The 24751-nt window shown below is 64.3% G+C and carries 22 protein-coding genes and 1 tRNA gene; 3 read left to right on the top strand and 20 right to left on the bottom strand.

Annotated elements, in window-relative coordinates; all coding sequences use genetic code 11:
- Positions 1 to 7 precede the first annotated feature (7 nt).
- The 6 genes from BMI89_RS15530 to BMI89_RS15505 form a co-directional block, all read right to left on the bottom strand.
- Positions 8 to 781 (bottom strand): transglutaminase family protein, encoded by a 774-nt coding sequence (locus BMI89_RS15530; RefSeq protein WP_078571722.1) that lies wholly within the window; start codon positions 779 to 781, stop codon positions 8 to 10.
- Positions 782 to 1029: 248 nt separating this feature from the next.
- Positions 1030 to 1461: a peptidylprolyl isomerase gene (locus tag BMI89_RS15525; RefSeq protein WP_078522873.1), complete on the bottom strand. Its 432-nt coding sequence runs from the start codon at positions 1459 to 1461 to the stop codon at positions 1030 to 1032.
- A 194-nt stretch (positions 1462 to 1655) separates the two neighbouring features.
- Positions 1656 to 2396: a YebC/PmpR family DNA-binding transcriptional regulator gene (locus BMI89_RS15520; RefSeq protein WP_078522874.1), complete on the bottom strand. Its 741-nt coding sequence runs from the start codon at positions 2394 to 2396 to the stop codon at positions 1656 to 1658.
- 121 nt (positions 2397 to 2517) lie between these two features.
- On the bottom strand, positions 2518 to 2913 hold the full coding sequence (locus tag BMI89_RS15515; RefSeq protein WP_078571721.1) for a hypothetical protein: 396 nt from the start codon (positions 2911 to 2913) through the stop codon (positions 2518 to 2520).
- Between the two features lie 12 nt (positions 2914 to 2925).
- The gene (locus BMI89_RS15510; protein ID WP_078571720.1) at positions 2926 to 4704 is read right to left on the bottom strand and encodes an SLC13 family permease; all 1779 of its coding nucleotides are present in this window, start codon (positions 4702 to 4704) and stop codon (positions 2926 to 2928) included.
- 133 nt (positions 4705 to 4837) lie between these two features.
- A complete protein-coding gene (locus BMI89_RS15505; protein ID WP_078571719.1) occupies positions 4838 to 5653 on the bottom strand; it encodes a TIGR00282 family metallophosphoesterase in 816 nt (271 codons plus the stop codon).
- 158 nt (positions 5654 to 5811) lie between these two features.
- Between BMI89_RS15505 and BMI89_RS15500 the strand changes: the two genes are divergently transcribed.
- The 3 genes from BMI89_RS15500 (at position 5812) to BMI89_RS15490 (ending at position 8787) form a co-directional block, all read left to right on the top strand.
- Positions 5812 to 7830, top strand: a complete 2019-nt coding sequence (locus tag BMI89_RS15500) for an ASKHA domain-containing protein (protein ID WP_078571718.1) — start codon at positions 5812 to 5814, stop codon at positions 7828 to 7830.
- Between the two features lie 169 nt (positions 7831 to 7999).
- The gene (locus BMI89_RS15495) at positions 8000 to 8560 is read left to right on the top strand and encodes a fasciclin domain-containing protein (RefSeq protein ID WP_078571717.1); all 561 of its coding nucleotides are present in this window, start codon (positions 8000 to 8002) and stop codon (positions 8558 to 8560) included.
- A gap of 153 nt (positions 8561 to 8713) precedes the next feature.
- Positions 8714 to 8787, top strand: a tRNA-Gly gene (locus BMI89_RS15490).
- 191 nt (positions 8788 to 8978) lie between these two features.
- Here BMI89_RS15490 and BMI89_RS15485 read toward each other — a convergent pair.
- The 14 genes from BMI89_RS15485 to BMI89_RS15420 all read right to left on the bottom strand — a co-directional run bounded on the left by BMI89_RS15485 (position 8979) and on the right by BMI89_RS15420 (position 24741).
- Positions 8979 to 10880, bottom strand: a complete 1902-nt coding sequence (locus BMI89_RS15485) for a sugar phosphate isomerase/epimerase and 4-hydroxyphenylpyruvate domain-containing protein (protein ID WP_078571716.1) — start codon at positions 10878 to 10880, stop codon at positions 8979 to 8981.
- 13 nt (positions 10881 to 10893) lie between these two features.
- Positions 10894 to 11775 carry an NAD(P)-binding domain-containing protein gene (locus tag BMI89_RS15480; RefSeq protein ID WP_078571715.1) on the bottom strand — a complete coding sequence of 294 codons (882 nt, stop codon included), beginning with the start codon at positions 11773 to 11775 and terminating at the stop codon, positions 10894 to 10896.
- Positions 11775 to 12230 (bottom strand): type II 3-dehydroquinate dehydratase, encoded by a 456-nt coding sequence (locus BMI89_RS15475; RefSeq protein ID WP_078522945.1) that lies wholly within the window; start codon positions 12228 to 12230, stop codon positions 11775 to 11777. Before BMI89_RS15475 ends, BMI89_RS15480 begins: the two co-directional genes overlap by 1 nt.
- A gap of 25 nt (positions 12231 to 12255) precedes the next feature.
- Positions 12256 to 13551 (bottom strand): TRAP transporter large permease, encoded by a 1296-nt coding sequence (locus tag BMI89_RS15470; RefSeq protein ID WP_078571714.1) that lies wholly within the window; start codon positions 13549 to 13551, stop codon positions 12256 to 12258.
- A complete protein-coding gene (locus tag BMI89_RS15465) occupies positions 13548 to 14081 on the bottom strand; it encodes a TRAP transporter small permease subunit (protein WP_078571818.1) in 534 nt (177 codons plus the stop codon). The genes BMI89_RS15470 and BMI89_RS15465 overlap by 4 nt, the downstream gene beginning before the upstream one ends.
- Positions 14082 to 14142: 61 nt before the next feature.
- Positions 14143 to 15135 (bottom strand): TRAP transporter substrate-binding protein DctP, encoded by a 993-nt coding sequence (gene dctP, locus BMI89_RS15460; RefSeq protein WP_078571713.1) that lies wholly within the window; start codon positions 15133 to 15135, stop codon positions 14143 to 14145.
- 167 nt (positions 15136 to 15302) lie between these two features.
- Positions 15303 to 15989, bottom strand: coding sequence for an FCD domain-containing protein (locus BMI89_RS15455; RefSeq protein ID WP_078522949.1), 687 nt, complete (start codon positions 15987 to 15989; stop codon positions 15303 to 15305).
- 186 nt (positions 15990 to 16175) lie between these two features.
- On the bottom strand, positions 16176 to 17228 hold the full coding sequence (locus BMI89_RS15450; RefSeq protein WP_078571816.1) for a 2-dehydropantoate 2-reductase: 1053 nt from the start codon (positions 17226 to 17228) through the stop codon (positions 16176 to 16178).
- A gap of 23 nt (positions 17229 to 17251) precedes the next feature.
- Positions 17252 to 18022, bottom strand: a complete 771-nt coding sequence (locus tag BMI89_RS15445) for a glucose 1-dehydrogenase (RefSeq protein ID WP_078571814.1) — start codon at positions 18020 to 18022, stop codon at positions 17252 to 17254.
- Between the two features lie 32 nt (positions 18023 to 18054).
- On the bottom strand, positions 18055 to 18912 hold the full coding sequence (locus BMI89_RS15440; protein ID WP_078571712.1) for an intradiol ring-cleavage dioxygenase: 858 nt from the start codon (positions 18910 to 18912) through the stop codon (positions 18055 to 18057).
- A gap of 14 nt (positions 18913 to 18926) precedes the next feature.
- Entirely contained in the window at positions 18927 to 19991 is a 1065-nt protein-coding gene (locus BMI89_RS15435) for a maleylacetate reductase (RefSeq protein WP_078571711.1), read from the bottom strand.
- Positions 19992 to 20051: 60 nt separating this feature from the next.
- Positions 20052 to 22574, bottom strand: a complete 2523-nt coding sequence (locus tag BMI89_RS15430; RefSeq protein ID WP_210402168.1) for an ATP-binding cassette domain-containing protein — start codon at positions 22572 to 22574, stop codon at positions 20052 to 20054.
- Between the two features lie 84 nt (positions 22575 to 22658).
- Positions 22659 to 23726: a substrate-binding domain-containing protein gene (locus BMI89_RS15425; RefSeq protein ID WP_078571710.1), complete on the bottom strand. Its 1068-nt coding sequence runs from the start codon at positions 23724 to 23726 to the stop codon at positions 22659 to 22661.
- Positions 23713 to 24741 (bottom strand): ABC transporter permease, encoded by a 1029-nt coding sequence (locus BMI89_RS15420; RefSeq protein WP_210402167.1) that lies wholly within the window; start codon positions 24739 to 24741, stop codon positions 23713 to 23715. Before BMI89_RS15420 ends, BMI89_RS15425 begins: the two co-directional genes overlap by 14 nt.
- Positions 24742 to 24751: the final 10 nt, after the last annotated feature.

Raw genomic sequence — 24751 nt, 5'->3', positions numbered from 1 at the left:
AAGGCGCTCAGACCCGGATCACCGAAACGCTCTGGTTGATCAGCATCGCGGGGGCCTGCGATTCCATGAAGGCCACGTCATAGGCATCGCGCCCCACCGCGACCAGCGCCATGTTCTCGGCCCCGCACATACCGGTCGCGTCGACCATATGCCATGCACCATCGAGCCAGACCTCGGCCACGGCGTGGAAATCCTGCGGCCACACATCCGGCCCGTAGGAGGACGCCATGCGCGCCGGGATCTGCGCCGCGCGCACCATCGCGCAGAACAGATGCGCGTAGTCGCGGCACACCCCTGCCCGGCCCGCGAAGGTCTCGAGCACGTTGGTGTCGCTATCCGACGCGCCGGGGACGTAAGACAGGTTCTTCTCGATCCAGTCGCGGATCGCGGCCACTTTCGCCCCGCCCTGCAGATCGCCGAAGCGCTTGCTCACGAAGGAGACGAACTTGTCCGACTGCACATAGCGCGAGGGCCGGATATAGGGCGCGGCCTCGGCGGGCAGTTCGTGCAGCTGCGCGGCCTGCATCTGCGTCAGGTCGATCGCCGGACGCGTGATGTCGATCAGCGCCTGATAATGCAGCGTCATCTGAGTGCCGACCTGCGCCCAGATCCGCTCGCCCACGCCGCAATCGCCCGCGATCCGGCCCACGCTCGCATCCCCTAGATTCATCGACGCGTTGACGATCTCCTGTCCCGGAGCCTGCGCCGCTTCGAGCACCAGCGCGACCGTATTCGGCTGCGGGAACTGGTATTGCATCTGCACGTCGACGGAAATGCGCATGGCGGCTCCTTCTCTCGGGATTCAGGTGGTGTCACTGGGATGGAGCGCGCCGCCTAACAGAGACACGTCGGTGGGGAAAGGGGGGCGCCGAGGGTTTGGTTCCCAAGTAACGTAGCGCCGCGAACGAATAGCCGTGAGCGGGGTCGTCGCGACGGTTTCGCAATGCGCCCGAAGCCTCTTTGAAACGAGAACGGCGGCTGCGCCTCGAAAGCACAGCCGCCGTTGAAACACGCCAGATGCGTGCAGACTTACGCGTCGATCTTGACGAGTTCCACGTCGAAGGTCAGCGCCTTGCCGGCGAGCGGGTGGTTCGCGTCGAGGACGAGTTCTTTCTCGTTCGCCTCGGCGACGGTCACGTTCACGGTCTGACCGTCCTGGGTCTGAACCTGAAGCTGGGTGCCCGGCTCGGTCGGGATGTCGTCGGGGATGTTCGCGCGGTCGACCGACTGCATGCGCTCGGGGTGATGCTCGCCATAGGCCTCTGCGGGCTCGACGCGCACGGTGCGCTTTTCGCCCTCTTCCATGCCGGTCACGCCCTTGTCGAGGCCGGGGATGATCTGGCCCGAACCGAGCGTGAAGGACAGCGGGTCGCGGCCTTCCGAGCTATCGAAGACGGAGCCGTCGTCCAGCTTGCCGGTGTAATGAAGATGCAGGGTGTCGCCAGCCTTTGCCTGGGTCATGGTGATATCCTTTCGCGGGGAGATGAATTTGCCGAGGCCACGGGGTTACGCGGGTGCTCGGAGCGTCACGCGACAAACTGGGGGTTCTGGGCCGGAATGTAAACCGGGGGGCCGGAATTCGGGCGGTTTGAGGCCGTTCGAGACGCAAAAAGCGCCCCGGAGGGCGCTTTTGACGATTTTCAGGGCATTGGGCCTTACAGCTGCGCTGCGACCTCTTCGGGCACGTCGAAATTGGCAGTGACGGATTGCACGTCGTCATCGTCTTCGAGCGTGTCGATCAGCTTCATCAGCTTCTGGGCGGTCTCCAGGTCGACCTCGGTGCGGTTCTGGGGCTTCCAGATCAGCTTGGCTTCCTCGGCCTCGCCCAGTTCCTTCTCCAGCGCGTCGGAGACATCCGAGAGGTCTTCCATCGTGCAGTAGATCCAGTGGCCTTCGTCGTCGCTCTCGACGTCTTCGGCGCCCGCTTCGATGGCGGCCATCAGCACGGTCTCGGCATCGCCCACGGAGGCGGGATAGATGATCTCGCCCATCCGGTCGAACATGAAGGACACCGAACCGGTGGTGCCCAGATTACCGCCGTTCTTGGTGAAGGTGGAGCGCACGTTCGACGCGGTGCGGTTGAGGTTGTCGGTCATCGCCTCGACGATCACCGCGATGCCCTCGGGGCCGTAGCCCTCGTAGCGGATCTCGGTATAGTCATCGCCGTCGCCCGCCTGCGATTTCTTGATCGCGCGGTCGATCACGTCTTTCGGCATCGACTGGGACTTGGCCGCTTTCACGGCGAGACGCAGGCGCGGGTTCTTCTCGGGATCGGGATCGCCCATCTTGGCGGCGACCGTGATCTCTTTCGAGAGCTTGGAAAACATCTTCGAGCGCGCCGCATCCTGCTTGCCCTTGCGGTGCTGGATGTTGGCCCATTTTGAGTGGCCTGCCATGGGTATCTCCGTTCGGAATAGTCGCGAAATCGACCCCGTATAGTGCGCAACGGGGGGATGATTCAAGATAGATGGGTTGCGGGCAGGCTTTGCGCCCGCCGGGGCGGGGTTGCTGGAGGCGTTACTGCGGCAGTTGAACCTGACCCTCGCCTTTCGCATGCGGCGGAACATCCTTGGGCGTCTTGAAGTGCCAGCGGCGACCGGCGGCATCTTTCAGCGTCACTTCGGCATAGGGCTGGAACAGATCGCCTACCCCGCTGCCCGCGAGATAGCTCGGCTCGAAGCGGGTCACTTGGTAGCGCATCCGATAGGGGCAATCCGCAAGATCGCCGGTATACTGGCCCGAGATATTGGCGTGGCAGGTGGTGCCGTCATTGAACGACACCTGCATCACCGTGCCCCGGAAGCTGACATCGTCGGGCCAGGAGGGTGCGCGGGTGCCCTGCCCCGGCACACAGGCGGCGAGCGCGAGCGGTGCGAGAAGCGACAGGGCGGCGAGACGGGCGGCAAAGCGCATGTGGGAACCTCCTCAGAAGGGCCAGATCAGCGGGATCAGCAGGCAGGCGGTCAACCCGGTCACGATATCCATCGGGATGCCGACGCGCAGGAAATCGGTGAACTTATAGCCGCCAGGGCCATAGATCATCATGTGAGTCTGATACCCGATCGGCGTCGCGAAGGCCACCGAGGCCGAGAACATCACCGCCACTGCGAAGGGCCGCGGATCGAGCCCGAGGGCGGCGGCGAGCGAGATCGCGATCGGGGTGTAGATCACCGCCACGGCGTTATTCGACAGCAACTCGGTCATGACGAGACCGAGGAAATAGACCACGATCAGCGCGAGTTGCGGCGGCAGCATCTTCAGCAAGGGCGCCACGCCCGAGACGATCAGCTGGACCGCGCCGGAATGCTCCAGCCCCGCGCCCACGACGAGCATCGCAAAGATCAGCGCAAGCAGGCGGCCCTCGATGAAGGTGAAGGCCTCGTCGGTGTCGATGCAGCGGGTCACGAGGATGCCCGCCACCGCCACCATCGCCAGCGCGAGGATCGGGGCCACGCCAAGGGCTGCGAAGATCACCACCGCGCCGAGCGCGCCCATGGCAAGCGGCAGATGCGAGCGACGATAGGCGCGCGCCTGCGGTTTGGACACGTCCACGAGGTCCATGTCAGAGGCCAGACGCGCGATATCCTCGGGCGCGCCTTCGAGCAGAAGCGTGTCGCCCACCACCACGATCAGATCGTCGAGCTGGCGGCCGATATTCTGGTTCCGGCGATGCGCGGCCAGCGTATAGACGCCGTAGCGGCGGCGCAGGCGCATATCGCCCAGACGCTGCCCGATCATCCGACAGCCGGGCGAGATCAGCACCTCCACCGTCTCGGTCTGCACCGAGGACAGTTTGTCGACCATGCGCAGGTCGCGGTTCTTCTGCATCCCGAGAAGCTCTTCCATCTCGGAGCGCAGCACGACGCGGTCGCCCGCCATCAGCTCGACCGAGGCGAGGTCCCGGCGCAGCGACGCATCGCCGCGCAGCACGTCGATCACCCGCACACCCTCGCGCTTGAACGTATCGGTCTCAAGCACCGACTCGCCGATCAGGCCGCTTTCCTCGGGGATCGCGACCTCGGTGAAATATTTCATCTTCGGACGGTCGCCGAGCATGAAGGAGAGCGATTGCCGCTCGGGGATCAGTTTCGGCGCGAAGATCGCGAGGAACGTCCCGCCGACCAGACAGATCGCGAAGCCCAGAGGCGCGATCTCGAAGATGGTGAAGGGCTCCATCCCCCGCCCTCGCACGACGCCATCGACGAGAATGTTGGTCGAGGTGCCGATCAGGGTGATCATGCCGCCCATCACCGTGACATAGCTCAGCGGCATCAAGAGCCGCGACGGCGAGAGGTTCAGCTTGCGCGCGACCTGAATGAAGACCGGGATCATCACCGCGACGACCGGCGTGTTGTTCATCACGGCGCTTGCGAACATCGTGACCCCGAACATCAGGAGCACGGTCAGCTTCGGGTTCTGGTCGATCCGCGATTCCGCATAGCGCGTCATCGCGTCGAGCGCGCCGGTGCGCACCAGGGCGCCGACGATCAGGAACATGAAGGCGATGGTCCAGGGCGCGGGGTTCGACAGAATCGCGGCGGCGTTCTCGTAGGGCACGAATCCGAAGATCAGCATCAGGGCCGCGCCCGCCATGGCGGTGACCTCCGGCGGCCATGTCTCGCGGACGAACATGACGAACATCCACCCCACGACGAGAAGGGCCGCGATGGCGGTCTCGGTGCCGGTGAAGGGCAGTTGGATCATGTCAGGCTCTCGCGTAAGCGCATCGGCCCGATACTATCGACACGTGTTGCACGAGCAAGCGCGCTCTGCCCGCGGCAGAGGAAATTTCCACGTAACGGCATGAGGTTCGGGCAACTCGGGACGCGAACGACGCTCAGATTGGCACCGATTGTGCGAGCCTGCCGCCGGTGCGCACCGCTTCGCAGCGAGTGGCGCGCCCGGTCTTGTCGTCGGTCTCGACATAAAAGCCGCAGAGCGTCACCGGACCGCGGGCGGGCGAGAAGCGTTCTTTCGCCATGCCGGTCACGAAACGCCGCATCGGCTCGGCTTTCGCCATGCCGATGACGGAATCGTAATCGCCGCACATGCCCGCATCGCTGAGGTAAGCCGTGCCCTTCTCGAGAATCTGCGCATCTCCCGTTGGCACGTGGGTATGGGTACCCACGACGACGCTTGCGCGCCCGTCGCACCAATGGCCCATCGCCATTTTCTCCGACGTCGCCTCGCAATGGACATCCACCAGGGCTGCCTGCACCGCCCCGCCCAGCGGGTAGCGTTTCAGTTCCGCCTCGATGGCCGAGAAGGGATCGTCGAAGGCGCGCTTCATGAACACGTTGCCCAGCACCTGCGCCACCAGCACCTTGCGCCCGCGCCGGTCCTCGAACACCCGCGCGCCCTTGCCCGGCGCTTCCTTGGCGTAGTTCACGGGACGGATGATGCGCGGCTCGCTCTCGATGAAGCGCAGCATGTCCTTCTGATCGAAGGCGTGATCGCCCAGCGTCACCACATCCGCGCCCGCATCCAGCAGAAGCTTCGCGTGATCGCCGGTCAGCCCCATGCCGCCCGAGGCGTTCTCGCCGTTGACCACGACGAAATCGAGGCGCCACTCCTCGCGAAGTTTCGGCAGGGTTTCGGTGATCGCGGCGCGGCCCGCGCGGCCCATCACATCGCCTAGAAAGAGTATCTTCATGGCCCGATTAGATAGAACGCGGCGCTGGGGAGAGCAATGGGCGGCGCGCACCGCTTGCATGATGATGATGACGATTTCTCATCCACGCGCGTCGGTTGCGGGCTTTGCTCTGGCCCGCTTGGGCCCTAGAACGGGGGCAAGGAAAACGGGAGCGCGATATGGCCGACGACGTGCAGGTGATCTTTACCCCCTCTGGCAAGCGGGGGCGCGTGGCGCGTGGCACGAGGGTGCTCGCAGCGGCACGCAAGCTGGGGGTCGATCTCGATTCCGTCTGCGGCGGGCGCGGCGTGTGCTCGAAATGCCAATGCACGCCCTCCTTCGGGGATTTCCCGAAACTCGGCCTGCATGTGGGCCCGGACGCGGTCAGCCCGATCAATGCGGTCGAGGAGCGCTACGACCGGATTCGCGGGCTGAAACCGGGGCGGCGTCTGGGCTGTCAGACCGAGATCCTCGACGACGTGGTGATCGACGTGCCGCCCGAAAGTCAGGTCCACAAACAGGTCGTGCGCAAGGCGGCCTCCGAGCGCGTGATGGAGATGGATCCGGCGACGCGGCCTGTCTATGTCGAAGTCGCGGAACCGGATATGCACCGCCCCGAGGGCGACCTGCAGCGGCTCTCGCAGGCGCTGGAAAAGCAATGGCAGATCAAGGACGTGCGTGCCGATCTTGATGTGCTTCGGATGCTGCAGCCCGCGCTTCGCAAGGCCGAGTGGAAGGTCACCGTCGCGATCCACGATGCGGGCGACGGGCCGCGCGTGACGGGCGTCTTCCCAGGCGTGCGCGAGGTGCCGCTTTACGGGCTGGCGATCGACCTCGGCTCGACCACGATCGCGGGGCATCTGGTCGCGCTCGATGACGGGCGAGTGCTGGCGAGCGCGGGCGTGATGAACCCGCAGATCCGCTTCGGCGAAGACCTGATGAGCCGGGTCTCCTACGTGATGATGAACCCCGGCGGCGATCAGGAAATGACCAACGCCGTGCACGACGCGATGGGCGATCTGGCGCGCCAACTGGCGGAAGAGGCAAAGGTCGAGACGGGCGAGATCGTCGAGGCGGTCGTCGTCTGTAACCCGGTGATGCACCACCTGCTGCTGGGTATCGATCCGGTGGAGTTGGGTCAGGCGCCCTTCGCGCTGGCGACCTCGGAAAGCCTTGAATTCGCGGCGCGCGAGATCGGCATCGAGGCCAGCCCCGGCGCGCGGGCCTACATCCTGCCGCTGATCGCGGGCCATGTCGGCGCGGATGCGGCGGCGGTGGCGCTGTCGGAGGCTCCGCAGAAGCGCGACGACCTGTCTCTGATCGTCGATGTCGGCACCAACGCCGAGATACTTCTTGGGAATAAACAACGCGTTCTGGCCTGTTCTTCACCCACCGGACCCGCCTTCGAGGGCGCGCAGATTTCCAGCGGTCAGCGCGCCGCTCCGGGCGCCATCGAGCGCATCGAGATCGACCCCGAGACCAAGGAGCCGCGCTTCAAGATCATCGGCAACGACCACTGGTCGACCGATCCCGAATTCGGCACGCCGCGGATCACCGGCATCTGCGGCTCGGGCATTATCGAAGCCGTGGCCGAGATGCGGATGGCGGGGATCGTGGACACGTCAGGGCTGATCGGCTCTGCCGAGCAGGTCGGCACGCCGCGCTGCGAGCCGAACGGGCGCACCCATGAATACGTGATCTATGACGGCGGCGAGGAAGGCCCGCGCATCACCGTCACCCAAGGCGACATCCGCGCGATCCAGCTGGCGAAATCCGCGCTCTATGCGGGCGCGCGCCTCTTGATGGACGAGATGGGCGTGGACACGGTCGACCGCGTGGTGCTGGCCGGCGCGTTCGGCGCGCATATCTCGCCCAAGCACGCGATGGTGCTGGGGATGATCCCGGATGCGCCGCTGGGTCACGTCACCTCGGCGGGCAACGCGGCGGGCACGGGCGCGCATATGGCGCTGTGCTCGGTGAAGGCGCGACGCGAGATCGAGGCGCAGGTGCATCAGATCACCAAGGTCGAGACCGCGATCGAGCCGCGCTTCCAGGAGCATTTCGTGGCCGCGAATGCGCTGCCGCACGCCACCGCCCCCTTCCCCGAGCTGCGCAAGATCGCGCCGCTTCCGGAGGTCAGCTTCAACACCGGCGGGTCGGGCGAAGATGGTGGGCGCAGGCGTCGCCGGCGCGGCTGAGGCAGGCCTTTAGGCCTCGCCTCGGGGCGCTACGGGGCGTCCGATTTCAGGCCGGATCAGACCGCACACGGTTTCGTGATGAGACATAAGTGATCGGCGCGACCCCAGCGCGCCGTAACCCTTGTGCTTTGGCGGGGACAACCGTCGTTTAACAGGGAGGAAAATCCTTATGTCTATGAAATTCCGTGCATTCGCCGCTTCGCTCACCGCAGCTGCAACGCTGGGCCTCGCCCTGCCCGCGCTGGCAAACCCGATGGTCGGTGGCGCGAAAATGTATGAGAGCAAGCCCATCGCGGCGAACGCTTCGGCCGCTCCCAACCTCACCACGCTGGTCGCCGCGGTGAAAGCGGCGGGCCTCGTCGACACGCTGGCAGGCCCCGGCCCGTTCACCGTCTTCGCGCCGACCAACGCGGCCTTCGACAAGCTGCCCGCGGGCACCGTGGACACGCTGGTGAAGCCGGAAAACAAGGAAATGCTGACGCATATCCTGACCTGCCACGTCGCCAAGGGCGTGATCACCGCCGAGAACATCATGGCGACCGTTCAAAAGGGCAACGGCATGGCCACGATCAAGACGCTCGGCGGCTGTGATCTGACCGCGATGGTCAAGGACGGCATGGTGATGCTGAAGGACCCGAAAGGCGATGTCGCGACGGTTCAGACCGCCGATGTGAAGCAGAAGAACGGCATGGTCCACGTGATCGACACCGTGCTTCAGCCGAAGATGTAAATCGACCCCGCGCCTCGTCTCCCTTTTTTCGCGCGGCGCCTGGCGTCCGGTGAGGTCCTCCTCGCCGGGCGCTTTTTCATTGGAGGGCACGAGGACGCGCGCGATCCCTCTTGACCGTGGCTTTCGGCTGGAATACCTCTGCGCTCGCACCATGCGGGTATGATGTAATGGTAGCCTGTCAGCTTCCCAAGCTGAACGCGCGGGTTCGATTCCCGCTACCCGCTCCAGCTTCCTCGAAATCGCAAGAGACTGATTTCTGGTGAAAATCACACCAGAGACTGAGCATGCCGCCATTTCACTGCGAAACGGGAAAACGGACGGTACGCGGGAGAATGGAGGATCAGCGGCAAGCCAAGTTCGGCATCTCCCTGCTTCCGTCACCAAGACACTTGGGGACATTTCACCGAGTCGCCGTCACTCAGAGGTCGGGCATGCCCTTCACGCGGCCAAACCGCTTCTGCGCGGCGATCCGGAACGGGGCGTTGGCCGCACCGAACCCCTCGTAGCCGCCCCGCCTTTCGAGGATTTCGAAGAACATGCCCCCTGCGAAGGGCCGCGAGTAGAGCTGAAGAAAGGCGCCGTGCGCATCCTCGTCATAGAGGATATTCGCCGAACGCAGCCGCTCCAGAAATTCCGGCGACAGGTCGAAGCGCGCTTCGAGATCGGCATAGTAGTTGGCCGGCATCGGCAGCGGGTCGAAGCCCAGATCGGCCAGCGCGGCGGCGGTCTTGAGGATGTCTTCGGTTCTCAGAGCCACATGCTGCACGGACGCGCCGAAGCCATGAGTCAGGAAATCGCCTGCGAGGGTGCGATGCGTCTCGGCGCCGTTGAGCGTAACCTTCAGACCCTTTCCATCCGGGCGCGCGCGCGATGCGATGGCTTGGCTGCGAACGAGCCCGTCCGGGTCGATCACGTCGACCATCGGAGCTTTCTGCATGTCGAACAGCGTCGTGTAGAAAAGCGCCCAGCTGAGCATCTCGTCATATTCCATCGTCTGCGCCACATGGTCGATGGAGGCCAGGCCGGCGTCTCGGTTCGACATGTCTTCTGCAGGCTCAAACTCGACGTCCCAGACTTCGCTGAGACCGCTCGAGGCATCCACGAAATGCAGCACCGAGCCTCCAAGCCCACGGATCGCCGGGATGTCCAGTTCCCCCGGCCCGACCGGCTGCGAGAAGGTATCGGCGCCGAGCGCTCGCGCACGCGTGACCGTCGAGGCCGCATCCGCGACCTTGAGGCCGATGTCGCAGACATTGGTGCCGCGCGCTGTCCATGTGGAGGCCGCAAAGCCCGTGGTCTCGGAATTGATGAGAATGCGGATATCGCCCTGACGCCAGACTTCCAGCATCTTGTTGCGATGCCGCCCCGACATGCGGAAGCCGAGGGTCGTGAGCAACGTCTTCAGCGCCTCCGCCTCCGTGCCCTGCGCCGCGAACTCGATGAACTCGACCCCGTCCACGACGACGCGCGCGGGAATTTCGTCGATCTTGTCTTCCAGCCCGGGCTCGCTGCGGCGAACGTCATCCATCAACGCCACGAGCGAGCGATAGCCGTCGCGTGCAATGGTCCGTGTCGGGCCGCCGCGGAACTGGTCGTTGAAAATCTCGAGGCTTGCCGGTCCGTCATAGCCGGTGGCCATCACGGCGCGCATGAAGCCGGTGACGTCCAGATCGCCCTCGCCCGGCATGTTGCGGAAGTGGCGCGACCAGTAGAGCAGGTCCATGTCGATCGCCGGGGCATCGGCAAGCTGGACGTAGAAAATCTTGTCTCCCGGGATCCGCCGTATCGTTTCCGGGTCGATCTTGCGGGCGAGCGTATGGAAGCTGTCGAGGATCAGGCCGACATTGGGATGATCGGCCCGGCGCACCACTTCCCACGCGTCGCGGTGGTCCCAGACATGGCGCCCCCAAGCGAGCGCCTCGAAGCCGACACGAATGTCGTAGCTTGCGGCAAGCTCGCCCAAGGCGGCGAAATCGCCAGCCATGCGATCTATCCCACCAAGCGCCTCGGGATGGACCGAGGAGCAGACCAGCATGTCGCGGGTGCCGAGCTCGCGCATGAGCTCGAATTTGTGCTCCGCGCGTTTCAGGGCTCGATGGCGCAATGGAGCCGGGAGCCCTTCGAAATCTCGGAAGGGCTGGAAGAGGAAGATTTCCAGCCCGTGATCGCGGACCATCTGGCCGACTTCGCGCGGCCCGCCGTCATGGGCGATGAAATCCTGTTCGAAAATCTCGATCCCGTCGAAGCCCGCAGCGGAGATCGCCTCCAGCTTTTCCTGCAACGTTCCCGAGATCGAGACGGTGGCGATGGCGGTTTTCATGGGAGGCCTCCTTTCAGGATGTGGCCGGGTCGGTTTTCGCGAGATCGCTGCGCAAACGGGCGACGTCGAGCGGTAGACCCGTGAAGAGCTTCCAGGCATCGACGCCCTGCCAGATGAACAGCTCGTAACCCGAGATGACCTGCAGGCCCGCCGCCTGTGCCACAGCGAGGAATTCAGTCTCGACCGGCGTGTAGACGGCGTCGAAGGCCCATGCGCCGGTGATTGCGGATGCCTCAAGTGGCGAGCCCGGATGGCCGGTCATGCCGACCGGGGTCGCGTTGATGACCCCCTCGGCGCCTTCGGAAATCTCGGCGGCGTCCCGCCCCACGGTGACGCGAAGTCCCGGTTTCGCCGCTTCGAGTTCCGACGCGAGAACCTCGGCCTTCTCGATGTCGTGGTCGGCAAGGCGGATCTCTGAGGCGTCGAGTGCAACCAGCGCGAAGGCGATGGCCCGCCCGACGCCACCGGTGCCGATAAGCAGGGTGGCTCCGGGCGGAGTGCTCCCCCGCGCGGCGCGATAGGCGGAGATGAAGCCGGAGTGATCGGTGTTGTGGCCCTCAGGTCCGTTGGGTTCGAAGAGGACGGTATTCACCGCGCCCAGCCGCCGCACCATCGGGTCGGAGATGCGGACCAGCGCCGCCACCTTCTCCTTGTAGGGATAGGTGATGTTGAGCCCCCGATAGCCGCGTGCGGCGCAGTCGGCGAGGATCGTCGCGTGATCCTGACCAAGCTCGCGCGGGACAAGCCGGTCATAGGTCACTTCGCGCCCGTTCTGCAGCCCGGCCAGCCGATGCAGCCGCGGGGCCTGCGAGACGGCGATATTGTCGCCGATCAGACCCAGCCGGATGACCGCGTCGTCCGACGCGGCCTCGGAAGGGCTCTCGGGGGCAGGCATTACTTGGCGCCTTTCACGAGCTGGGCAATCCGGGTGATCGCGAAGCCGTAGCCTGCAATGCCGAAACCTTCGATTTTCGCCGTTGCCGCTTTCGAGACATAGGACGGGTGCCGGAATTCGTCGCGCCGGAACAGAGCCGAGACATGAACCTCGAAGATGGGGCCGTCGAAGATCAGCAGGGAATCGAGGATCGCGATGGAGGTCGAGGTGAAGCCCGCCGGATTGATCAGGATGGCGCAGGCGTTGGTGCGGGCCCATTGGATCCAGTCGACGATTTCGCCTTCGTGGTTGGATTGGCGGAAGTCGATTTCCACCCCCGCCGCAGCAGCCGCATCACGGCTCAACCGCTCCGCATCTTCGAGCGTGTCGTGCCCGTAGATCTCGGGCTGGCGCGTGCCGAGCAGGTTCAGGTTGGGGCCATTGATGACCAGGATCGGAAGGTCTTTCTGGGCCATGTGAGGTCTCCTGATTTGCGGCCTGTCAGCCGCCGTAACCGTAAAGCCGGGGCAGCCACAGCACGGTGCCCGGCACGAAAGTGATGATCGCGAGTCCGACGATCATGATGATGAGGAAGGGAACGAGATGCCGGATCGTCTGGCCGATCGGGGATTTGGTGATCCCGCTGACGACGAAGAGCAGCAGCCCGTAGGGCGGCGTTGCGAGCCCGATCATCGTGTTGACCACGACGACCACTCCGAAATGCACCGGGTCCACGCCGAGCGAGACCGCGGTCGGCAGCAGGATCGGCACGATCACGAGGAGGATCGCATTTGCTTCCAGCAGGCATCCGAGAACAAGCAGGAGCACGTTGACCAGCAGCAGGAAGGTGACCCGGTCGAGCTGCATGTCGCCCAAGGCGCTGCGGATCTCGTTCGGGATCTGCTCGACCGTGACCACGTAGTTGAAGGCCAGCGCCCCGGCGATCAGGATGCCCACGCTCGCGGTGGAGCGGGCCGATTGGCACACCGTCTCATAGGCCGCGCGCAGGCTGACGGAGCGGTAGAGGAAGGTCGAGATCAGGAAGGCGTAGAGCGCGGCGAGTGCGGCCGCCTCGGTGGGCGTGGTGATGCCGCCATAGATGCCGACAAGAAGGATCACCGGCATCAGCAATGCGGGCACGGCGCGCAGCGTGATGCGGGGCATCTCGCGTACAGGCACGGGCACTTCCACCGGGAAATCGTGGCGTCTCGCCTGAATGGCGTTCATTACCATCAGCAGGAGTGCGAGGATCAGACCGGGCCCCACGCCGCCAAGAAAGAGGTAGCCGATCGAGGTGTCGGAGACGAGCGCGTAGAGCACCATCGGGATCGAAGGCGGAATGATCGGGCCGATGATCGCGGCGGCTGCGGTGATCGCGCCGGCATAGGCGGGCGGATATTTCCCGTCCTTGGTCATCAGCTGGATGATGATCTTGCCGATCCCGACCGCGTCGGCGATGGCGGATCCAGACATGCCCGAAAAGATCAGCGACGACACGACGTTGACATGGCCAAGCCCGCCCCGGAAGCGCCCCACCAGCGCGCGGCAGAAATCCAGCAGCCGGTCGGAGAGCGAGCCGATATTCATCAGGTCAGCCGCAAAGATGAACAGCGGGATCGCCAGCAGGACGTAGGAGCCGTAGAGCCCGCGCAGGACCTGCTCGGCGGCGATGCTCATGTCCTGCTGTTCGAGCAGAAGATAGAGGATCGAGGCCCCCAGCATGGCATGCCCGATTGGCAGGCCGACGATGGCGGTGGCGACGATGGCCACCACGGCGAGGGTGAATTCCCAGCTCATTCGGAGAAATCCTTGCGCGCGACTTGCGTCAGGTCGGGATTGTCATCTTCGGGCCCCTGACCGCGCAGCTCTTTGATCAGAATCCAGCCATAGCGCAGGATCGTGACCGCCGTGAAAATTGCAAAAACGGAAAAGACGTAGCTGAAGGGGATCTTCATATAGGCCGTCTTTTCGATCTTCATGAAGGAGATGTAGCTCAGGACATCCGGCAGCGAGGCCGCATAGATCCCGACGATGAAGAGCGAGAACAGGATGCGGAACACGCGGCGCACCTTGGGCCGGACCGCGCCGTAGATGATGTCGAAGCGGATTTCGTCTTCTTCGCGCGCCGAGACGGATTGCCCCCACAGCACGACCCAGAGCCACGCAATGACGCACAGCTCGACCGTCCAGCCGACGGGATGGTTCAGGACATAGCGCATGAAGACCTGAACGATGAAGGCCAGGAACATGGCGGCCAGAAGCAGCGCCGGAACGGCGTCGGCCAGACGGCGCGCTACGTTCCGCCAGCGGCGGCTCGTGTTTTGCATCGGTTTGCCTTTCGAGGGGCGAGGGGCCGGCATGGCCCCCCGCCCTCAGTGTGTCCGAGGGTCAGGCCTGGATCGCGTTGATCTGTTCGAGCATCCCCTCGGGCCAGCTCTTGGCGAAGTCGCTGGCGAGATACTTCTTCTGGGCGTAATCCCGGAAGGCGGCGCGGTCGGGTTCGTAGACCTCGAGGCCCTGTTCCTTGAAGAAGTCCACCAGTTCCTGCTCGCGCTTGAGGTGCTCCTCGGTGCTGGCGGCGATTTCCTTGTCCACGGAGTCCTTGAGCAGCTTTTGCTGATCGGCGCTCATGTCGTCCCAGACCTTCTTGGAGATCCCCAGCACGTCGAAACCGACGAGGTGGCTGGTCAGGGCGATCTGGCTCGTGACCTCGTAGAACTTCATGTTGTAGTCGTTCGGCAGCGGGTTGTCCTGACCGTCGATCGCCCCGGTCTGGAGCCCGGTGTAGACCTCCGAATAGGCCAGCGGTGTCGGGCTGGCGCCTATCGCCTCGCCAAGGAACTGCCACGCGTCGCCGCCCGGCATGCGCAGGGTCATCCCCTTCAGATCCTCGGGCGTGTTGATCTTCTTCTCGGGCTTCAGGTTGACCTGACGCGCGCCGAAATAGACCGGCGCGAGGACATGGAGCCCAGCCTGCGCCGCAATATCGTTCAGCTGCTTGCCAACGTCGCTGTCGAAGACGGCTTTCATATGGGCCGCATCGCGCAGCACGTAAGCGGCGGTCAGGATGGACCATTCCGGCACCTGATCGGCCAGCTTCTGCGGCGCGACGAGGCCCATTTCCAGCGTCCCGCGCTGGATCGAGGTCAGTTCACCCCCCTGCGGCACGAGCGTCGACTGGTTGTAGACCTGCAGGTCGAAATCCTTGGCGACATCCTCGGAAATGCGGGCGAAGGCCTTGGCGCGAATGTCGTTATTCGACACCACCGAAGACAGGCGGAGCCGTTTGCGATCTTGAGCGAATGCGGTGCCTGCCATCAGGGTCGCGGCTGCACCAGCGGCCCCTGTCGCCAGCACGCTGCGGCGAGTCAATTTGGTCATAGTTCCTCCCTTTCGCCGCATCGAAAGCGGCTCATTCAATTCGGCATCTCAAATTTCATATGTCAACTTTAAAAATATCATACATTTTTATTTTTGACGTACAAAATCACGAGCGGGTGTTCTTCTCCACCCGCTTGCCGACTGTCAGACACCGTCTTTCAAAGAGTTCAGGGAACGCGACCGGTCGCCAGAATGTGGTCGACGCCGCTTTCGACATGGGAGATCAGCAGCTCTACGGCCGCATCCGCATCGCGGGCCAAGGTCAGGTCACGCAGGCGAATGTGGTCTTCCTTCGCCTTCTCGCCGCGGAATTCCAGAATAATCATGTGATAGCGCATGAAGCGATCGAAGACCGAGGAATGCGTGCGCATCAGGTTCGGCCTGTCGCATGCCGCGATCATCGCGAAGTGGAAGTCCCAGTCGTGACGCACCCAAGGTTGCACCGGGCCGTCGCCGCCCGCGATCAGCTCGCGTTCGATCGTCTCCAGTTTGTAATGCGACGAGACGACCCCCGCTTCCCACTCTATGTCGCCATTCGCGATGGACTGGCGCAGAGCGTGGGTCTCGAGCAGCAGTCGCAGGTCGGCCAGATCGCGCAGGTCGGCCTTGCTGATCGGCGCCACCTCGAAGCCGCGTTGTCCTTCAGCGGTGACGAGCCCTTCGTTCGTCAGGCTGCTGAGCAGTTCGCGCAGCGTCGTCACGCTGATATCGTATTTCTTGCGCAGCAGATCGAGCTTCAGCTTCTGCCCCGGTTTGAACCGCCCATGCACGATGTCGCCGCGCAGGCGCCGATGGGTGATGTCACCGACGGTCTCCCCGGGATGTCCACTGATATCGAACTTATGTATCTTCACGTCGCGCGTCGATCTATTGCCATTTCCCTCCGCTTATCGCCTTGCGCGAGGCATCATCCAAGCAATTTATCCGAATTCAGGCGTAATACGCTGAGCCTGCGACAACCTTTGCTACTGAACAACCACCGGCGACGGCGCAGCACCGTGCAAGCTGCCGAAGGGTTTACGAGCTGAGCAGGCACGTCCCTACTGCGCCAGCCCTCGGAAATGCGCCACCAGTTCGCCCGCGTTCGCGGGGCTGAGAACCCGTTTTCCCGCTTCAATCTCCTTGGCCATCTCGACGACCTTGCGGTTCATCGGCGCGGCTTTCCCCTTGGCTTCGAGAATATCGACCACCAGCCCGTTCACCTCGTCGACCTCGGCCCGCCTGCCCTTGCGCCAGTCCTGCAGCGAGGTCGTCAGCGTATCTTCGCGCGAGAAGGTGCGCAGCACCTCGTCGAAGATCTCGTCGACATAGCGCTCGGGGTGGTTGCTCATGACCGGCGGCATCCCGATGATCGGCATGACCGTGGCGCCGTCGGCCAGCGCCGCGTCCATCGCCTCGTAGCCTGCCTTGCGCATTACCTCGAGAAACTCGGGCTGGCGTGCGGCATCGTTGAGTGCCGTGTCGATGATCGCCGAGGGGATCAGCTCCGCCGCATTCACCACGAGCTTCATCCATTTGGCGGAGTGGATATCCTCCACGACTTCGACGGTGCCGGAATGGCGCAGGATATTGGCGACCTCCTCCACGCGCGGCTGCTGCTCGGGGTCGAGCGCGCCCAGCGCGAACCAGCTTTCATCGGTGTCGTTCTGGCGCGTGGTGATGCCGGGTTCCCACATGTTCGAGGCGATCTCGATCACCGCGCCGATCGTGCGATGCTTGCCGACGATCTCTGCGATCGCCTCTTGGGTCATACCGTTCTGCAGCCCCACGACGAAGCCGTGCTCCGCCAGAACCGGCTTGATCATCTCCGCCGCCCAGCGCGTGTCGTAGGCCTTCACCACCATGAAGACGAGATCGAAAGGTTCCTTAATTTCGGCGATCTCGCACAGGTGCAGCGCCTTGACCGGCGTGTGCAGCTGGCGGGTCGGCATGTTGACCGTCAGCCCCTTCTCGCGCATCGCTTCGACATGCGCGGGCCATTGGTCGATGAAGGTGACGTCCAGACCTGCGAGCGTGAAATCCGCCGCGATGGAGGCACCCTGCGCACCGGTTCCGATGAAGGCGATGCGGGGAAATGGGGTTTGCTTGGTCATGGATTGCGTCTCCTCGGTTGCGGTCATTGCATGATCATCCCGCCGTCGATCTGCAGGCATTGGCCGGTCATGTAATCGGAGTCCGGCGAGAGCAGGAACGCGACCGTTCCGGCCACGTCTGCCGGCGTCGATGTGCGGCCGAGCGGGATCCCGGCGGCGAAGTTGCGCAGCGCCTCGCCCGGCTCGGAGGAGACGCCCATTTCCATCAAATCCTTGTCGAGCACCATCCAGAGATCGGTCTCCACCACGCCGGGAGCGAAGGCGTTCGCGGTGATTCCGTGCGGGGCAAGGGTGCGCGCGGCGGCCTGCGTCAGGCTGATGACGGCGGCCTTGCTCGCGCAATATGGGGCGAAATCACCGAAGCCGGCGCGACCGGCCATCGAGGCGGTATTGATGATCTTGCCTTTCCGCTTGGCCGCGATCATCGCCTTCGCCGCCTCCTGAATGCCGATCAGCACGCCCATGCCGTTGACCGTGATGATCTGGTTCCAGTTCTCCTCGGTCGTCTCGAGAAACGGCTGCGGGCGGTTGAAACCAGCGTTGTTGACGATGGCATGGAGAAAGCCGAACTCCGCCTCGCAGGCGGCGATCGCGGCCTGGGTCGCCGCCCGGTCGGTGACGTCGGTCTTGCAGAAAATCGCTCGACCGCCCTCTGCGGTGAGGGCCTTAGCCGCCCCCTCGCCTGCCGCGGCATCGAGATCCGCGATCACCACGCCATATCCAGTCGCCACCGCGCGCCGGCCGATTTCGAAGCCGATGCCCCGCGCGGCCCCCGTGACGACGACGCCGCCCATCTCGTCTCTGTTCGACATGATAGCCTCCCCGCTCACTCAGTCCGGTGCAGCACGAAGTCGTAATTGGACTCCCACAGCGTCTCGCCATTCTCGACCGGGGTGAACTCGGCGATCAGGGATTCCTTGACGCCGAACACCGCATCCGAGGTCAGGTATTTGTCGCCCGCCACGAAAGTATGGGTCGTCACCGGATCGAAGCCCTCGGCGCTGACGATGAAATGCATATGCGCCGGGCGATACGGGTGACGCCCGAGCTTGCCCAGCATCTTGCCCACCGGACCGTCATCGGGGATCGGGTAGGAAACCGGCTTGATGCCCTCGAACCAGTAGCGCCCGTCCGGCCCCGTGGTGAACACGCCGCGATTGTTGTTGCGCGGCTGAATGTCGGGCTGCTGGACGTCGTAGTAACCGTCTTCGCTGTCCGACCAGACATCGATCCGCGCGCCTTCGACCGGCTTGCCGTCGAGATCGGTGACGGTGCCATAGAAGCGGCAAGTCTCGCGCCCGCCCGCTTGTGTGATGTTCGCGCCCATCTCGTATTCCGGCACGCCATCGACGTGGAACGGCCCGAGCACGGTGTTCTCGGTCGCCCCGGTCGGGCGGCGATTGTTGATCGCATCGACCAGCATCGAGACCCCAAGCACGTCGGAGAGCAGAATGAACTCCTGCCGGTTCTCGTCGCAGATCTGGCCGGTCTTGGTGAGGAAATCGATCGCGACATCCCACTCGGCTTGGGTCAGCTCGACGTCCTTGACGAAGGCATGCAGGTGACGGACGAGGCTCGCCATCACGGTCTGGAGGCGCGCATCGGTGCTCTCCGAAACCCGGGCGTTGACGGTTTCGACCGAGGCGTCCTCGGTGAAATAGGCGATCTTCGGCTCTTGGGTCATGTCATTCATTCCTATCAGGTCGTGACGGGGCGTTGCCCGGCATGGGCGCGGGTCAGCAGGTCGAGAATGCCGTCGCGCGTGACGTCGCGCGGGTTCTTGTAAGGGTTCTGCACGGCCATATCGGCGGCGCGCGCCAGATCGCTTTCCCTGAGGTCAAAGTCGGCCAGCGCGAGCGGGGCGCCGACGGAGCGCGCGAAGTCGTAGAGTCCGCCGCCCAGATCGCCGCCGAACAGCTCGGTCGCTCGGGCGAGCTGCGCCGACGCGGCCTCGGCGTTATAGGCGGCGGTATGCGGCAGCAGGATCGCGTGGGTCTCCGCGTGGGGCATGTCGAACCCGCCGCCGAGCGTGTGGCAAAGCTTGTGATGCAGCGACATGGCGACCGCGCCCAGCACGGTGCCGCAGAGCCACGACCCGTAGAGCGCATCGGCCCGGGCATCGCGATCCTCCGGCGTCTCGACGATCCGCGGCAGCGCCGTTTTCAGCGCACGCAGACCTTCGACCGCCATCAGCGAGGTGACGGGGTTCGCATCGGGCGCATAGAGCGCCTCGACCGCGTGAGCCATCGCGTTCAACCCGCTCGCGACGCTCATCGCGACCGGCAGGCCGAGCGTCAGATCGGGGTCGTAGATCACGGTTTCCGGGCGGATCTTTGGATCGCGGACGGTCGTCTTCTGCCCGTTCTCAGTCTGGCCGAGAATGTCGGTGACCTCGGAACCGGCATAGGTCGTCGCGATCACCACTTGCGGCGCATCGTTGCGCCAGGCGATAGCCTTGCCCAGACCGATGGTCGAGCCACCGCCGAGCGCCACGACGCAATCGGCCTTGGTCTGGGTATAGACTTCGAGCGCGGCCTCGGTCACGGCGACCGGCGTGTGCATCGCCGCTTCGGTAAAGGTTCCGGCCGCCATCTCCCCGAGGTCTTTCGCAAGCGCCTCGGCATCGGATTTCTGGAACGGCGTCGACAGGATCAGCGCGCGGGCGCAGCCCAGTCTCTCCACCTCCTCGGCGACTTTCGCCAAGGTCTCGGAGCCAAAGACGATGCGCCCCGGAGTGGATGTGTAGATGAACGCTTCAGGCATGGTTCCTCCCTGCGCCTCGCACAGACGAGGCGTTGAATTGAGCCAGCGTGGGCCGCGAGGTTACTCCTCGCGGCGCCGACGCGCGGTCGTGTAGATGAGTGCCGCCACGAGGATCAGCACCCCCTGGAAGCCGTATTGATAGGCCTGCGACAGCCCGAGGAAGGACACGGCGTTGAGCACTTCGGTCAGAAGCACCGCGCCCAGCAGCGAGCCGATGAAGGTGCCGCGCCCGCCGAGAAGGCTGGTGCCGCCCAGCACGACCGCGGTGATGCTGCCCAGCGTGTAATTCACGCCCTGCGCCGGATCGCCGACGCCGATCTGCGCCATCAGCATGATCGCCCCAAGCGCGGTCAGCAGCGACACGGCGATATAGCCGAGCACGAAGGTCCGATCCGTGCGCACGCCGATCCGACGTGCGGATTCCTCATGCGAGCCGACTGCGCGAAGCTGCCACCCTGCCCGCTTGCGGCGCAGGCCCAGCTCCATCGCGATTGCGATCGCAATCATCACGACGAAGGCGACCGGCACGGGGCCGAAGCTGCGGGTGAGCGTGTCGATCACGTCGAAGGAGATGTAGCCGCCCGGACCTTCGCGCAGCACGAAGCTCATGCCCTGCAAACCGATGAACATCGCCAAAGTGGCTGCGATAGGCGTGAAATTGGCGAAGCGGATCAGCACGCCGTTGATCAAGCCGACGACGATCGCCGCGCCGAACATCAGGGCGAAACCGAGCGCCATCGTCGTGGCCGGGCTGCCATCGTTGATGAAGAAAGACCCGATCACCACAAGGAAACCAGCGAGCGGCCCGACCGACAGGTCGATCCCGCCCATCAGCAGGGCGATGGTCTGCCCCAAAGCGATGAAGCCAAGCGCGGTGGCGAGGATCAGGATGTTCGAGACGTTGAAGGACGACAGGTAATTCTCGTTCTGCGCGCTTACGAACAGCGCGAGCAGCACCGTCACCAGCGCAAGCGGCACGATCGTCGCGTTATCGGTTTGCACGAAATGGCGCAGCTTCGCGCCGAAGCCCTCTTTCGCCCGATGCTCTTCATCGACGTGATGCGCATGCGTGTCGGCCTCGACCGCAGCCCCGACGATGCGGGCCTCAGTGATGTCGTCACCGCGCAGGGTCTCGACGATGCGGCCCCGCGACATGACCAGAACGATGTCGCACAGCCCTTCCAGTTCCGCCGCATCCGAGGAGTTGACGATCACCGGGGTGCCCGCATCGGAGACTTCGCGCAGGATCCGGTAGATCTCGAAGCGCGCGCCGACATCGACGCCCTGCGTGGGCTCGTCGGCCACAATGAAACCGGGCTCCGAGAGAAGCGCGCGGGACATCACGATCTTCTGCTGGTTGCCGCCCGAAAGCTGGGAGACCTTCGCCTCGACGCCTGCGGCCTTCACCGCCAGCGAAGAGAAGACCTCCTGCACCTTCTGCATTTCCTTGCCGCGATCCAGCACGCCACCGGAGGCATATTTGTCGAGCGAGGCGAAGGTCGCGTTTTCCCGGATTGTCAAATCCGCAGCGAGGCCTTCCGTATGGCGATCCGACGGCATGAAGGCCGCCGCGTGTTTCAGCTCTTTCGGCGAAAGCGTACGATCGTTGAGCTTGATCGCGCCGCGATAGGGCTGAAGGCCGACCAAGGCGCGCATCAGATCGGACTGGCCGTTGCCCTCGACACCGGCAACGCCGATGATCTGGCCACGCCCGAAGGCGAAGGCCACGTCCGAGAATTTACGCCCGCTGAGGCCTTCGACCTCGAAGTTGATCGGTGGATTGGCGTCGGCGCATTTCGGCGGGAAGGCAGAGGCCAGACGGCGCCCGACGATCAGGTCCAGAAGTTGCGAATTGCTGATCTCGCTCGCAGGCGCGCTGCCCCGGTGGCGGCCATCGCGCAGCACGGTCACGCGATCCGCGATCTGACGCAACTCGGCCAGACGGTGGGTGATATAGATGACGGCGGTGCCGGAGGCTTTCAGCGCCCGCACCTTCGCGAACAGCATATCCGTCGCGTCCTGATCGAGCGCGGCCGTCGGTTCGTCCAAAATAAGCACACGGGGCTGGACGGCGAGCGCCTTAGCCAATTCCAGCAGGTGTTTCTGCGCGATGGTCAGCGTATCGACACGCGCGTTCAGCGGCACCTCAAGGCCGACCTCTTCCAGCAGACGCTGGCCGACGCGGTCCTTGCGGTCGCCCTGGAACACAGAGGCAGGCAGCGAGACCTGCAGGTTCTCGAGCACCGTCATGTCGGGCAGGATCGCCGGGTGCTGATAGGAGATCGCGACGCCAAGCGCCGACGAGCTTTCCGGCGAGAGCGGCATCACATCACGTCCGTCGAATTCGATCCGGCCGGTGCTGGGCTGCAGAACGCCGGTGATCAGGTTCATCAGGGTCGATTTCCCGGCCCCGTTCTCGCCCAGGATCGCGTGCACTTCGCCCGCGTGAATATCGACGCTCACCTCGCTCAGGGCGCGGACCGCCCCGAAGGATTTCGACACGCCGCGCAAGCGGATCACGGGGGTGCCCGTTGACGTTTCGCGGAGCCCGTCCGCCTTCTCCATCGGTTCGATTTCAGCCAATGCTATCATCCGTTTAGTTCCGCCGATCTGAGGGGTTGGCGCGGGTATCTCCGGGCGGATCGCGCCGCCCGGAGACAGGGGAGGTTACTGGCCGACGGCCTTCGCCTGCTCGTCACCCGAAAGCTGAGCAGAGAGATAGATCGCGCCGGGCAGATCCGAGCGACACTGGACGGGGTTCGGATCCCCATCGGTCGAGTCCTCGAAGTTCGGAGCCTTGAAGACTTCCTCCGACGGCGGGGTGCCACCGGTCGCTTCCGCGATCGCCCATTGCACGGCGAGACGAACGTTGTCGTTGCCGGTCGCGACCGTGAAGAGCTTGAAATCCGGGTTGTCGGCGTGGACCTTCTCCCAGAAGCAGCCGAGCGAGTTGCCGTCGGATGTCGCGAGCGCCGGGATCGAGCGGTCGAAGTTCGCAAACACCGGCAGCGCACCCACGAGCGACGGGCCGAAGTCGGACACGATCACGTCGATATTGTCATGCTGCGCGATGGCGGCCGACAGCACCTGCTGCGTCAGGGACGGATCCCAGTTGGTGACCGCGAAGGGGTCCGGGTTCAGGAACTTGTAGCTGTCGTCGAGGATGTTCTTCATCCCCTTGAGCTCGTCCAGACCCTGGCTGTTGCCCGCCGGGCCCGACAGGAACAGGATGTTCGCGCCATCCGGGAAGTTCTCCTTGATCCACTTGCCCCAGCTTTCGCCGTCATAGACGAAGTCGGCACCGACGAAGCGGGTGTAGTTCTTGCCGGCTTCCCCGCCAACATTCACGCGGTAGGGCACGACGACCGCCCCGGAGCGGTAGGCTTTGGTCAGCGCGGGCAGGATCGCAGGACCGGCGTCGCCGAAGACGACCATCGCGTCGACACCGCGCGCCGCCATCGAGTTGATGTCGGAGATCGCCTTCTGCGTGTCGCCCTGACCGTCGGCATAGTAGTAGTCGGTGATGCTCGGGCATTTCGCGGCTTCCTCCTTGCCCGAAGCGGTCGTCACCAGACGCCAGCTATTGCCCCCGAAACCGTCGAGCAGCGCCAGCGAGGCTTTGTTCGGGCCGCACCAGGAGGGTGCGTCCTCTGCGCTGGCCGCCGAGGCCGAAAGGGCAATTCCAAGCCCCAGCGCCATATAGGCAGCGCATCCTTTCAGGTTAGACAGTTTCATGGTTCTCCTCCTCTGTAGAACTTGTCTGTTCTTTCTTGAAACGGTTCGTCCATTCGATCGAGTAGACCCCGATGCCGAATACAAGAGCGAGCGCCTGCACGATGGTCTGCGCCGAGTACGGCACACCGATCGACAGAGCGAACTGGCTGAGCTGGTTGAGAAAGAAGGCGGCGATGACGACCGAGATCGGAAAACCGCGTCCTCCCAGAAGCGATGTCCCTGCCAGCACCACGACGGCGACCGAGGGCAGAAGCAGGCTGTTGCCCTGAAATGCCGTGGGTTCGCGGGTGATGCCTGCGATCAGGATGCCCGCGGTGCAGTAAAGGATCTGCGCCGCCACATAGGCCATCGCCTGATAGGGTTTGACGCTCAGACCCGCCGCGCGGGCCGCCTTCGGGTTGGCCCCGATCGCCTCGAAGCGACGGCAAGCCACCGTCTTTTTCAGGCCGAAGGACACGAGGGCCAGAATGGCGAGGGCGAACAGCACCGAATGGGGAATACCCAGGGTCTGACCGCCCGCGATATGGGCCAGCAGGTTCGTCGTGATCCGCGGCACGCCGCCCGAGATCGCGAAGACCGCCGAGAACAGAAGCGCGTTCATCCCGATGGTCGCGACGATCGCGTTCAGGCGGAAATAGGCGACCATGATACCGTTGAGCACCCCCGCGGCGAGCGCGAAGCCGACCGCGATGATCAGGGCGGGCAGAAGCCCTGCGTCCTGCCCATTGGGCATGTGGGTCGCGATCACAACCGCGAGCGATACCGAGCCCGGCACCGACAGATCGAAGCCGCCCTGCTGCACCACCAGCATCTGGCCGAGCCCGACGATGCCAAGCACCGCCGCGAAAGGTAGGCTGCCCATCAGCGACCCGGCGGTGACCGTCGAGGGTGCGAAGATGATGCAAAGGAGGATGAGCGCCAGCGTCGAGGCGACGATGGTGACGAAGCCCTTCGACAGGGACATCGAAGAAAGTCCCATCGAACCTCCGAAGCTATGCGGCGTCGTCTCAGCCATGTTTTCTCCT

This window comes from Thioclava sp. F36-7 (assembly GCF_002020075.1).
In the GTDB taxonomy this organism is placed as follows: Bacteria; Pseudomonadota; Alphaproteobacteria; order Rhodobacterales; family Rhodobacteraceae; genus Thioclava; species Thioclava sediminum.
This window is presented reverse-complemented; position numbering and strand designations above follow the sequence as displayed.

Excerpts from the sequence above, each read along its gene's own strand:
- BMI89_RS15420 (WP_210402167.1), bottom strand. The coding sequence starts at position 24,741 with ATGGCTGAGACGACGCCGCATAGCTTCGGAGGTTCGATGGGACTTTCT.
- BMI89_RS15465 (WP_078571818.1), bottom strand. The coding sequence starts at position 14,081 with ATGCAAAACACGAGCCGCCGCTGGCGGAACGTAGCGCGCCGTCTGGCC.
- BMI89_RS15435 (WP_078571711.1), bottom strand. The coding sequence starts at position 19,991 with ATGCCTGAAGCGTTCATCTACACATCCACTCCGGGGCGCATCGTCTTT.
- BMI89_RS15470 (WP_078571714.1), bottom strand. The coding sequence starts at position 13,551 with ATGAGCTGGGAATTCACCCTCGCCGTGGTGGCCATCGTCGCCACCGCC.
- BMI89_RS15530 (WP_078571722.1), bottom strand. The coding sequence starts at position 781 with ATGCGCATTTCCGTCGACGTGCAGATGCAATACCAGTTCCCGCAGCCG.
- BMI89_RS15495 (WP_078571717.1), top strand. The coding sequence starts at position 8,000 with ATGTCTATGAAATTCCGTGCATTCGCCGCTTCGCTCACCGCAGCTGCA.
- BMI89_RS15525 (WP_078522873.1), bottom strand. The coding sequence starts at position 1,461 with ATGACCCAGGCAAAGGCTGGCGACACCCTGCATCTTCATTACACCGGC.
- BMI89_RS15445 (WP_078571814.1), bottom strand. The coding sequence starts at position 18,022 with ATGGGCGGCGTCGTCGTCACGGGGGCCGCGCGGGGCATCGGCTTCGAA.
- BMI89_RS15515 (WP_078571721.1), bottom strand. The coding sequence starts at position 2,913 with ATGCGCTTTGCCGCCCGTCTCGCCGCCCTGTCGCTTCTCGCACCGCTC.
- BMI89_RS15505 (WP_078571719.1), bottom strand. The coding sequence starts at position 5,653 with ATGAAGATACTCTTTCTAGGCGATGTGATGGGCCGCGCGGGCCGCGCC.
- BMI89_RS15500 (WP_078571718.1), top strand. The coding sequence starts at position 5,812 with ATGGCCGACGACGTGCAGGTGATCTTTACCCCCTCTGGCAAGCGGGGG.
- BMI89_RS15520 (WP_078522874.1), bottom strand. The coding sequence starts at position 2,396 with ATGGCAGGCCACTCAAAATGGGCCAACATCCAGCACCGCAAGGGCAAG.
- BMI89_RS15425 (WP_078571710.1), bottom strand. The coding sequence starts at position 23,726 with ATGAAACTGTCTAACCTGAAAGGATGCGCTGCCTATATGGCGCTGGGG.
- BMI89_RS15475 (WP_078522945.1), bottom strand. The coding sequence starts at position 12,230 with ATGGCCCAGAAAGACCTTCCGATCCTGGTCATCAATGGCCCCAACCTG.
- dctP (WP_078571713.1), bottom strand. The coding sequence starts at position 15,135 with ATGACCAAATTGACTCGCCGCAGCGTGCTGGCGACAGGGGCCGCTGGT.
- BMI89_RS15510 (WP_078571720.1), bottom strand. The coding sequence starts at position 4,704 with ATGATCCAACTGCCCTTCACCGGCACCGAGACCGCCATCGCGGCCCTT.
- BMI89_RS15480 (WP_078571715.1), bottom strand. The coding sequence starts at position 11,775 with ATGCCTGCCCCCGAGAGCCCTTCCGAGGCCGCGTCGGACGACGCGGTC.
- BMI89_RS15485 (WP_078571716.1), bottom strand. The coding sequence starts at position 10,880 with ATGAAAACCGCCATCGCCACCGTCTCGATCTCGGGAACGTTGCAGGAA.
- BMI89_RS15440 (WP_078571712.1), bottom strand. The coding sequence starts at position 18,912 with ATGACCCAAGAGCCGAAGATCGCCTATTTCACCGAGGACGCCTCGGTC.
- BMI89_RS15450 (WP_078571816.1), bottom strand. The coding sequence starts at position 17,228 with ATGACCAAGCAAACCCCATTTCCCCGCATCGCCTTCATCGGAACCGGT.